This window comes from Roseobacter sp. OBYS 0001 (assembly GCF_019654895.1).
Taxonomy (GTDB): domain Bacteria; phylum Pseudomonadota; class Alphaproteobacteria; order Rhodobacterales; family Rhodobacteraceae; genus Roseobacter; species Roseobacter litoralis.
The window spans coordinates 183,968-194,034 of the sequence record NZ_BPES01000007.1; the positions used below are offsets into that span (position 1 = coordinate 183,968).

The window sequence follows — 10,067 nt, forward strand, 5'->3', positions numbered from 1 at the left end:
TCACGAGCCCGGCAAATGATGGAGCGACACGAGACCGTGCCATTGCCATCGACCTCATTGACGACGACAGGTCGTGTGATCTGCTGAAAGAAAGCAGGCCAGGCGTAACGGCGGATATGATTGAAAAGTGCACATAGACGCCACGTGGCTCAGCAGGGTTCAGAGTGATATAACCAACTGGTTTTCGTGAGGTTTATTCACGAATTTCAGAAAAACCTGATACCAGAACAATGGTCCTCGTGAGATACCGATGGCACCTGTCTGACACGGTTTGATAGAATTCCCATGACAGATACCGTTTTAATCGCAGCCGCGACGATACTCCCGGATCGATGAGTGTTGGCAACGCAGATCGCATGACCTAAATCCCCAGTCATGCGGATCAAAAGGTCAAGAACATGACATCACGACCACGTATTGCGATCATAGGCGCTGGCATTTCCGGGCTGCGTCTCGCGCAACTGTTATCACCCACGGCCGATGTAATGGTTTTGGAAAAATCACGCGGGATTGGTGGCCGAATGTCGACCCGGCGCGCGGATTGCTTCCAATTTGACCACGGTGCGCAGTATTTCACAGCACAGGGCGAGGATTTCCAGCGCTTTATTGCACCTCATATTGAGCGTGGCGTTGTCAGGGCGTGGCGTCCTCGATTGACGTGTTTTGGGGGAACTATTCCGCAGTGGACGGCACCACGCTATGTTGGCGTGCCGGGGATGAACGCGCTGTGTAAAGCGATGGCCAGCGATATCGAGGTGCTGCGCGAAACCCGTGTCGCGAGCCTCGAAAGTAGAGATGATCATTGGCAGCTTCGGTCTGTGGCGGGTGAGGTGTTGGGCCCCTACGATTGGGTATTCTCCTCTGCGCCCGCTGAACAATCTGCCGCGCTGATGCCGGCCTGTTTTTCGCATCTGCCGGCGTTGGAGCATGCCAGAATGCTTGGCTGTTACAGCTTGATGCTCGGGTTTGACGCTGCGCCGGATTTGGCTTGGGACGCTGCGACTGTCCTGAACAGCCCATTGGCCTGGGTGGCCGTCAACAGCACGAAACCAGACCGCAGCACGGGTTTCAGTGTGCTTTGCCAATCCAGCAATGACTGGGCCCAAGCGCATATTGAGGCGGACCCCGACGAGGTGCGCGCCAGTCTGGCACAGGCAGTGCAGGAGACCACAGGTCTGGTTGTTGAAGAGGCACAATATGTCAGCTTGCACAAATGGCGCTTCGCCAAAGTCGAACGCCCTACGGACGAGCCGTTCTTGCTGGATACAGAAAACAAACTGGGCGCATTTGGCGACTGGTGCGGTGCGGGCCGCGTCGAGGCCGGATTTGACAGTGCGACGGCACTTGCGCGAGGGCTGAACCTTAGGTGATGTGCGAGCAAATATTTGCGCAGCGTACTTGGATCAAAACATAAAGAGTAATTGCATAATCTGGACTGATTTCCCGACCCTTTCATTCCATTTTCGCAGATGGTTTGCCCATAGGCCCTTGCGATACGCGCTTGGTGCTACATCTCTTGATCTGAACGCAGTCTTGATGGGACACACCGATGGTTTTGACGGTCAGCCACCTTGCCAAAGAATATGAGACTGGCGGCATTTCAGTGCCGGTTCTGCGGGATGTGAGTTTTGAGGTGCCGCGCGCGGGCACGCTGGCGCTCGAAGGGGAATCCGGCAGTGGGAAAAGCACGGTGTTGCACCTGATCGCCGGGCTGGATGTGCCAACGGGCGGTAGCATTGTGCTGGACGGGCTAGAGGTCGCTGGTCTGTCGGATGCAAAATCTGCACAGCTGCGCCGCACAACGGTCGGGATTATCTTTCAGCAGTTCAACCTGATCCCCAGCCTGAGCGTCGGGGCGAATATCGCGTTTCATGCCCGACTTGGCGAACGCTTCGACCCGGAATGGGCACGTCATGTCGCTGAACAGATCGGGCTGGCAGACCATATGACCAAATACCCCGAGGCGCTTTCCGGCGGGCAGCAACAGCGTGTGGCCATTGCCCGCACCCTTGCCGCGCGCCCCGGCCTGATCCTCGCGGATGAGCCAACGGGTAATCTGGATGAGGACACGGCGGATACGGTTTTGAACCTGATGCTGGAAAGCGCGGCGGAGGCGGGTGCGGCGGTGTTGATGGTCACGCATTCCCCCCGTCAGGCGGCCCGGATGGGACGGCGTATTCGTCTGTCGCATGGAGTTGTGCAGGATGCGAACGCGCCTATGCGACCCGTGGCGGTGCCATGACGCGGCAAGGGTTTCTTGCACTTTGGTCCCACTGGCGGCGCAATCCGTGGCAATTGCTGACCTTGCTGGCCGGGTTGGCCCTGTCCACGGCGCTGTGGTCCGGTGTGCAGGCGATCAACGCCGAAGCGCGCGCGAGCTACGCCTCTGCCTCCGATGTCTTGGGGGCGGGCGACACAAACCGCATCCTCAAACAAGATGGCAGCAGCTTTACGGTCGAGGAGTATGTGACTCTGCGCAGGCTTGGCTGGCCGGTCAGCCCGGTTCTGGAAGGCACGGTTGATATTGCCGGTGCTAAACTGCGCATCGTCGGCATCGACCCGCTGAGCTTTCCTGTGGCCTTGCCCGCAAGTGTTTCGGAGGATGGTGGGTTTCCTGACATGATCGGCGATGATCCGGTCGGTTTTGCCCATCCGGATGATGTGGAGCTGACGCTGCCGGGAATGACCTTGCGGGTGGATGAAAATCGACCACGCGGCAACATCCTCATGGACATCGCGCAGGCGGACCGATTGCTGGGCGAACAGGGGGACATCAGGCGGCTGCTGGTCAGTAACCAGCGTCCCTGGGGCCTTGGGGCCTTGCCGGACGCCTATCGCATTGCCGAGGTTTCGGTGCAGGCGGATGTGGCGCGCCTGACGCAGAGCTTTCATCTTAACCTCACGGCCTTCGGTCTGTTGTCCTTTGCTGTGGGGATCTTCATCGTCTACGGCGCGGTTGGGCTGGCCTTTGAACAGCGCCGGGCGGTATTCCGGACCCTGCGCGCTTTGGGTATGCCGCTCAGGCGGTTGATGTTGCTGCTTATTCTGGAGTTGGGGGTGTTCGCCCTCTTGGCTGGTGGCGCAGGTGTGGCTTTGGGCTATGTGATCGCGGCGGCCTTGTTACCGGATGTGGCGGCGACCTTGCGCGGTCTTTACGGGGCCGAAGTCGCGGGACAGTTGCAATTGCGCGCAGCGTGGTGGCTGTCGGGGCTGGCCATGGCGCTGGGGGGCACGGCGATTGCGGCGGCAGCGGCCCTGACAAAGCTGGCCTATATGCCGTTGCTCTCATTTAACCACCCGCGCGCGATGAGCATCGGGGCTTTCGCCGCCGGGCAGTGGTTGGCGCTGATCACGGCTGGGCTTTTCATTGCAGGCGTTGCGATTGCCACTTTAGGGCAGGGTCTGGTTGCTGGCTTTGCCTTGCTGGCCTGTTTGCTCATCGGCTCTGCGCTGTTGCTGCCCTTTCTGCTTGCGCAATGTCTGAGTTTCGCCGAGCGCCACAGCAAACGCGCCTTGGTGCAGTGGTTCTGGGCGGACAGCCGCCAGCAATTGCCGGGGCTGTCGATGGCGCTGATGGCTTTGCTGTTGGCGATGGCGGCCAATATCGGGGTCTCCACCATGGTGTCCAGTTTTCGGCTGACCTTCGTGGACTACCTTGACCAGCGGCTGGCCTCGGAGCTTTACGTCAATGCGCAGGATACAGAGCAAGCTGCGGACTTGGGGGCCTATCTTGAGGACAAGGCGGAGGCGGTCTTGCCAATCGTGTCGATTGACACGCGGCTCGGCGGGCTTCCGGCTGAAGTCTTTGGCATCCGTGATCATGCCACCTACCGCGAAAACTGGCCGCTGCTGAGTGCGCAGCCTGAGGTGTGGGATTTGCTCGCCGCCGGGCAGGGCGCGTTGGTCAATGAACAACTGGCCCGGCGGCAGGACTGGCAGGTGGGGGATACATTGCCCACCGGGGATCGTCTGATCGGTATCTACAGCGATTACGGGAATGCCGTGGGCCAACTGGTGCTGGGCGAGGATCTGTTCTCGATGCGTTACCCGGATGTGCCACGCCTGCGGTTCGGGGTGCGCACGGACACGCCCGAGGCGCTGGCCGACGATTTGCGCGACCGCTTTGGGCTGGGGGAGGATGCGCTGATCAATCAGGCCGATCTCAAACAATTTTCCATGCAGGTCTTTGAGCGCACGTTTTCCGTGACGGCGGCGCTGAATGTGCTGACGCTTTCTGTGGCCGGGCTTGCCATCCTGATCAGCCTGCTGACACTGGCGACGATGCGCTTGCCGCAACTGGCGCCTGTCTGGGCCTTGGGGCTTACACGCAGCGCGCTGTCTCGGCTTGAGGTCGTGCGCGCGGTCTGTCTTGCGACCCTGACCGGTGTGCTGGCATTACCTGTTGGCTTGATGCTGGCCTGGGTTTTGCTGGCCGTCGTCAATGTCGAAGCCTTCGGCTGGCGGTTGCCGATGTATGTCTTTCCGCTGGATTATCTGCGCTTGGGCCTGCTGACGATTGTTGCGGCACTGCTGGCTGCGCTTTGGCCCGCGATCCGGCTTGGGCGCACCGATCCGCAATCTCTTTTGAAGGTATTCAGCAATGAACGTTAGATTTTGGTTGTCGATCTTTTGCATCGGCATCGTGGTGGCCGCGCAGGCCGCAGCACAGGGTTTTGCGGGTTTGGGGCGGGACGCCAACACCTTCAGCCAACCCGAGCGCGGATATGTGTTTTCCTTCCCCGAAGATCACGGCGCGCATCCGGATTTCCAGATTGAGTGGTGGTATGTCACGGCAAACCTGACCGATGCCGCCGGGCGGGACATGGGGCTGCAATGGACATTGTTCCGATCCGCCATGGCACCCGAAGAAAAACCCGGCTGGGCCAGCCCGCAACTGTGGATGGGTCACGCGGCACTCACCACTGAGGACGCGCATTTCGTAACCGAACGGATTGCGCGCGGCGGGGTCGGGCAGGCGGGTGTGATCGCCGCACCCTTCAGCGCATGGATTGATGATTGGTACATGTCTGGCGATACGCTCGACGAGGTTGCGATGCGCGCCTCCGGCCCTGATTTCGGCTATGAGGTCACACTGACCGCGCAAGGCCCGCTGATCTTTCATGGCGAGGCGGGCTATTCGCAGAAATCCGCAAGCGGGCGGGCCAGTTACTACTATTCACAGCCGTTTTATACCGTCGCCGGAACGCTGTTTCTGCCGGAAGGTCCGGTTGAGGTGACAGGCACCGCATGGCTGGACCGCGAATGGGCCTCGCAGCCCTTGGCCGCCACGCAGGTCAGCTGGGACTGGTTCTCGATGGTCTTTGACGACGGGGTCCGCCTCATGGGGTTCACGCTGCATGACGAGGATGGCAGCGATTACACGCAAGCGACCTGGATCGAACCGGATGGCACCACCACCGCCTTTCCCGATGGCGCGTTTTCGGCAACCGCGCTGGCCACCACGGATGTGGCGGGTCGGGCCGTGCCGACCAAATGGCGCGCGCAACTGCCGCAAAAAGGCGTCGATGTCACGGTGGAGGCTTTGAACGGCGCGGCATGGATGACCACGTCCATTCCCTATTGGGAGGGCCCCGTTCAGATCACGGGATCGCACAGCGGGCGCGGCTATCTTGAGATGACGGGGTACTGAGCGGCCCCTTGCAGCGTCCGACTGGGATGATATGCCTTTGCAGGGTCTCGTCAGGCCAGCAGATCACGTGAGGACGCCAATGGATTTTTCGCTCACCGAGGAACAGCAAGCGATTTTCGACATGGCCTATGCTTTTGGCCAGGAAAACATCGCACCCTTTGCCCAAGAATGGGAAACCGCCGGAACCATTCCAAAGGCGCTGTGGCCCAAGGTCGCGGAACTCGGCCTTGCCGGGATTTATGTGTCAGAAGAGCACGGCGGCTCGGGGCTGTCCCGGCTCGATGCCACGCTGGTTTTCGAAGCGCTGGCCATGGCCTGCCCTTCGGTCGGGTCCTTTCTGTCGATCCACAACATGTGCGGCGGAATGATCGACACCTATGGCTCTGACGCCATGAAAACACATTGGCTGCCCAAACTATGTGCGATGGAAACCGTGTTTTCCTATTGCCTGACCGAACCCGGATCAGGGTCGGACGCCGCCGCTCTGCGCACGCGTGCGGAGCGCAGTAACACAGGCTATGTGTTGAACGGCACGAAGGCGTTTATTTCCGGTGGCGGATATTCTGACGCCTATCTGACGATGGTGCGCACAGGGGATGCAGGCCCCAAGGGTATTTCCGCCATGCTGATCGAAAACGGGCGGGCGGGTCTGTCCTTTGGCGCTCTTGAAAACAAGATGGGCTGGCGCGCGCAACCCACAGCACAGGTGCAGTTTGATGACTGTGCGATCCCGGCGGACAATCTGGTCGGGGAGGAAGGGCAGGGGTTTGCCTATGCGATGGCGGGCCTTGATGGAGGCAGACTGAACATCGCCGCATCCGCCCTTGGTGGCGCGCAGGCGGCCCTGAATGCGGCCCTGTCCTATACCGCTGAGCGCAAGGCTTTCGGGCAACGGCTGGATCAGTTTCAGGCGCTGCAGTTCAAATTGGCGGATATGGAAGTCAAGTTGCAGACCGCACGGATATTCCTGCGGCAGGCGGCCTCAAAACTGGATAACAAGACGTCGGACGCTACTAAATACTGTGCGATGGCAAAATTGTATGTAACGGACGTTGCTTTTGATGTCGCAAACGATGCGCTGCAACTCCATGGCGGATATGGCTATCTGGCCGATTATGGTATCGAAAAAATCGTGCGTGATCTGCGTGTGCACCAGATCCTTGAAGGCACCAACGAAGTCATGCGCGTCATTATTTCGCGCCAGATGATCGCCGAGCACGGCACCTGACGTTCGCTTCAGCGATTTTTTGAAAAGCGGTCGTGGGCCATTAAGCCTCAATTTACATCTGTGCGGCATATCTGGGAAAGGCGCGTCTGAGGTAGGGCGCGCTGCGGGTCTCCAAACGGAACAGAGCATGGTTTTGCACAGCGATACGAACGGGCATCAATCCAACGAATCGGTCAAGAAGGTCTTGATCGTTGATGATTCGCGGGTGATCCGGATGTGGTTGCGCACTGTATTGGCTTCGGACAGACGCCTTGAGGTTGTGGGAGAGGCAAGTGACGCCGTAGAGGCGCGCGATTTTTTACGGGCCAATGCCGCAGATGTCGTGACGCTAGATATTGAAATGCCGGGCATGAGCGGTCTGGAATTTCTGACGCGCCTGATGCGAGCGCGCCCGATGCCCGTCGTGATGTTGTCCAGTCTGACAAGCAAAGGCAGCGACGCCGCCATTCAAGCGCTTTCAAGAGGCGCAATTGACTGTATTTTGAAACCGACAGACGGGTACGATCTGGATCTGTCGCGCGACATTTGTGAGCGTGTTTTTCAGGCGGCCTGCACGCGCCCCGCCCGCACAAGCGCTGGGGAGGGTGCGGTGCAACCCGGTCGACAGGCTGTTGCGCGCCATGCGCCGGCACTGGGCCAGAGCTGTCGCCGTGGCTCGCTGATATTGATTGGCGCATCGACGGGCGGTGTCTCCGCGCTCGAGGCCGTATTGCCCCAGCTTGAACCCGACGGGCCGCCCGTCGTCATCGTACAACACATGCCCGGCAACTTTCTGGAAAGCTTTTCCCAAAGGCTGGAAAGACAACTGCCTCAAAACGTAAAACTCGCCCAAGAAGGTGTGCCGCTGCGTCGAGGAGATGTGATCCTTGCGCCGGGGATCGGCAAGCATACACAGGTCGTTAGGAGGGTAGATGGCTGGCAGTGCCGGTTCGTCGAGAATGAGCCTGCTGCCTTACACTGCCCGTCTGTTGACACCTTGTTTTTATCTGCAACCTCAGAGGCCAAAAATGTCTCGGCTGCGATCCTGACTGGCCTTGGTCGGGACGGCGCGCAAGGTCTGCTCGAACTCGCAGAGGGTGGCGCCATTACATTCGGTCAAGATGAAGAAACGTCAGTGGTTTACGGTATGCCGCGCGTGGCCTTCAGTCTTGGCGCTGTTCAGCATCAACTACCAATACACAAAATCGGTGACGCGCTTCGTGAGAGTAAAAACAGAACGGCGAAGACGTCCCACAGAACGACCAAGGTGCCTTTGCAATGACAAAAAACCGCAAACATATAACGCAGGGTGAGTGGGCTGTCTCAGCTGATCCTGAGCGGGCGATATCAACAATTTTGGGATCTTGTGTCTCGTGTTGTCTTTGGGATCCTGTTGCCAAAGTAGGTGGTATGAACCACATGCTCTTGACGGTCAGCACCAGAAGCTCGGGTGCTTGTAATCTGGCAGGCATCAACGCCATGGAACTGCTGATAAACGATATTCTCAAGCTTGGTGGCGCACGAAGTCGGCTGCGCGCGAAAGCCTTTGGTGGCGCTCGCATGGTGGCCGGGCTCAGTGATGTCGGGTTGCTCAATAGTCAGTTTACATTGGACTTTCTTCGACAAGAGAGCATTGCCTGTGAAGGGCACTCGCTTGGAGGAGACTCGGCACGTCACATCATGTTCTGGCCTGCGTCGGGTCGTGTCATGCAAAAAGTACGAGCGGATGAGGCTTTACCCAAAGAAGTACCTGTCCAATCCCAGCCGAGCGGAAACGATTTGGAGCTGTTTTGATCTGGCAATCGACTTGGAAACGGCAAGGGTGCCGGCACTGTCAGTACCAACGACACGGATATCATGAACCGAATGTTACCGAGTGTTGATGTCGGTTCCGTCTGCTGACCGTAGTGGATGATTTCAGCCGGGTGCGTATGGCAATTTTTCCAGATACATTGTTGTCCCGGGTGCACGTACCCGCGCGCTGAAAGCAGTCATTTGGGCGCGCAGAATGTCATAAGCAATTGTCAGTGATAACCTGGCGGAAAGCGCATGGTCAGCGGTGCTGAAATGATGTCAGAAAACGAAAATCGATTGAAAATATTGTTCCGGGCAAGCTGACACAGAACGCTTTCATTCAGAATTCCAACGGCAGCTTTCGTAACGCAGACGTGAACGAGACCCATTTCTTGTCTCTCGCATCAACCCGATCAAAGATCACATGATGAAAGTAGGAGCAAAAAATCTGGCTGCATCCGTCGCTGAGCGATCTCATACCCGCGGAGTTCGTGCGCAATACCAAGTTGTAAAAGCAGGCCGCATGGGGTCGAAGTTCAGCAATCGGAGTCTCCGCCACGATCGAGAAGAGTTGGGTCTCAAGTCAACTGTAGTGAATGCTTAGTCTGTGCTACACCCGGTGGCAAAGTTCACCAACACTGCCCTCGCCACGGAGGCCTCGACATAAAGCTATGATATTGTAGACAGATTATTGCTTCTCGCACAGCTGTATCCATGGATTAGACCACACCATTCGAAGCCGTGTGCTTTCTACGAGTTTGTTCCTCATGGAATTAAGGGAGTTTCTCGTTGGGTGGTACGATTGAGTTTCGCGCAGAAGCGGCTGGTGGTCGTAGGTGTCGTTGCCGGCCAACGGGCGGTAGTTGCGTCCTTGGGCCAACGCGGCGATTGAATCAAACTGCTGTATTGGGATGGCCAAGGCTTCTGCCTGATTTATAATGTTCTGCAACGGAGCCGGTGTTCATGGCCGAGCGCAAAAGATTGCTCTGTCCGCCTGACCTGCCCACAGCTTTCGATGCTTTGGGAGAGGATCATTGACAGCGTCTTAAACGGGGTGCACCGCCTGCATATGTCGGGTGGTCTAGCGCCCCCATTCGCATTGTTTACGTGGTGATCTGACCTTATTCTTTGCTACTCAAACGCTTGGTTTGCGGATCACTAAGTTGTAGAAACTGGCATTAAGCAAACCTTCGGGAAAGATCGAACGCGATGCAGAGACAGGAGCTATGGCTCGAAGATCTGCCGGTTTCTGTGGCCGAACAAGATGAAACGCCCATCAATGAGGGGCAGTGTGAACGAACACCATAGAAATTTGCGACGCCTACGTTGCGTCATCATCCGCGCCTCTCTGATGCAACCTTTGACCTGCTCCCCTTTGAGTCCGCTAATTTACGTTAGCTCTGTTCGGGTTTTGGT

9 protein-coding genes are annotated in these 10,067 nt (G+C 58.0%); all 9 read left to right on the forward strand.

Features of this window, described 5'->3' with window-relative positions; genetic code table 11:
- The first annotated feature begins 398 nt into the window (after positions 1-398).
- The 9 genes from K5Q35_RS15195 to tnpB all read left to right on the forward strand — a co-directional run bounded on the left by K5Q35_RS15195 (position 399) and on the right by tnpB (position 9,765).
- On the forward strand, positions 399-1,370 hold the full coding sequence (locus tag K5Q35_RS15195; RefSeq protein ID WP_220800149.1) for an NAD(P)/FAD-dependent oxidoreductase: 972 nt from the start codon (positions 399-401) through the stop codon (positions 1,368-1,370).
- Between the two features lie 179 nt (positions 1,371-1,549).
- Entirely contained in the window at positions 1,550-2,242 is a 693-nt protein-coding gene (locus tag K5Q35_RS15200) for an ABC transporter ATP-binding protein (protein ID WP_220800150.1), read from the forward strand.
- Positions 2,239-4,611 carry an ABC transporter permease gene (locus tag K5Q35_RS15205; protein WP_220800151.1) on the forward strand — a complete coding sequence of 791 codons (2,373 nt, stop codon included), beginning with the start codon at positions 2,239-2,241 and terminating at the stop codon, positions 4,609-4,611. Before K5Q35_RS15200 ends, K5Q35_RS15205 begins: the two co-directional genes overlap by 4 nt.
- Complete coding sequence (locus K5Q35_RS15210; protein WP_220800152.1) at positions 4,601-5,650, forward strand: lipocalin-like domain-containing protein; 1,050 nt, start codon at positions 4,601-4,603, stop codon at positions 5,648-5,650. The genes K5Q35_RS15205 and K5Q35_RS15210 overlap by 11 nt, the downstream gene beginning before the upstream one ends.
- Before the next feature lie 79 nt (positions 5,651-5,729).
- Positions 5,730-6,878 (forward strand): acyl-CoA dehydrogenase family protein, encoded by a 1,149-nt coding sequence (locus K5Q35_RS15215; protein ID WP_220800153.1) that lies wholly within the window; start codon positions 5,730-5,732, stop codon positions 6,876-6,878.
- A 127-nt stretch (positions 6,879-7,005) separates the two neighbouring features.
- Complete coding sequence (gene cheB, locus K5Q35_RS15220; protein WP_220800154.1) at positions 7,006-8,139, forward strand: chemotaxis-specific protein-glutamate methyltransferase CheB; 1,134 nt, start codon at positions 7,006-7,008, stop codon at positions 8,137-8,139.
- Positions 8,136-8,651, forward strand: coding sequence for a chemotaxis protein CheD (locus tag K5Q35_RS15225; RefSeq protein ID WP_013962479.1), 516 nt, complete (start codon positions 8,136-8,138; stop codon positions 8,649-8,651). The genes cheB and K5Q35_RS15225 overlap by 4 nt, the downstream gene beginning before the upstream one ends.
- 305 nt (positions 8,652-8,956) lie before the next feature.
- A complete protein-coding gene (locus K5Q35_RS22935) occupies positions 8,957-9,079 on the forward strand; it encodes a hypothetical protein (RefSeq protein WP_374758634.1) in 123 nt (40 codons plus the stop codon).
- Positions 9,080-9,552: 473 nt separating this feature from the next.
- Positions 9,553-9,765, forward strand: a complete 213-nt coding sequence (gene tnpB / locus K5Q35_RS22940; RefSeq protein ID WP_374758635.1) for an IS66 family insertion sequence element accessory protein TnpB — start codon at positions 9,553-9,555, stop codon at positions 9,763-9,765.
- Positions 9,766-10,067: the final 302 nt, after the last annotated feature.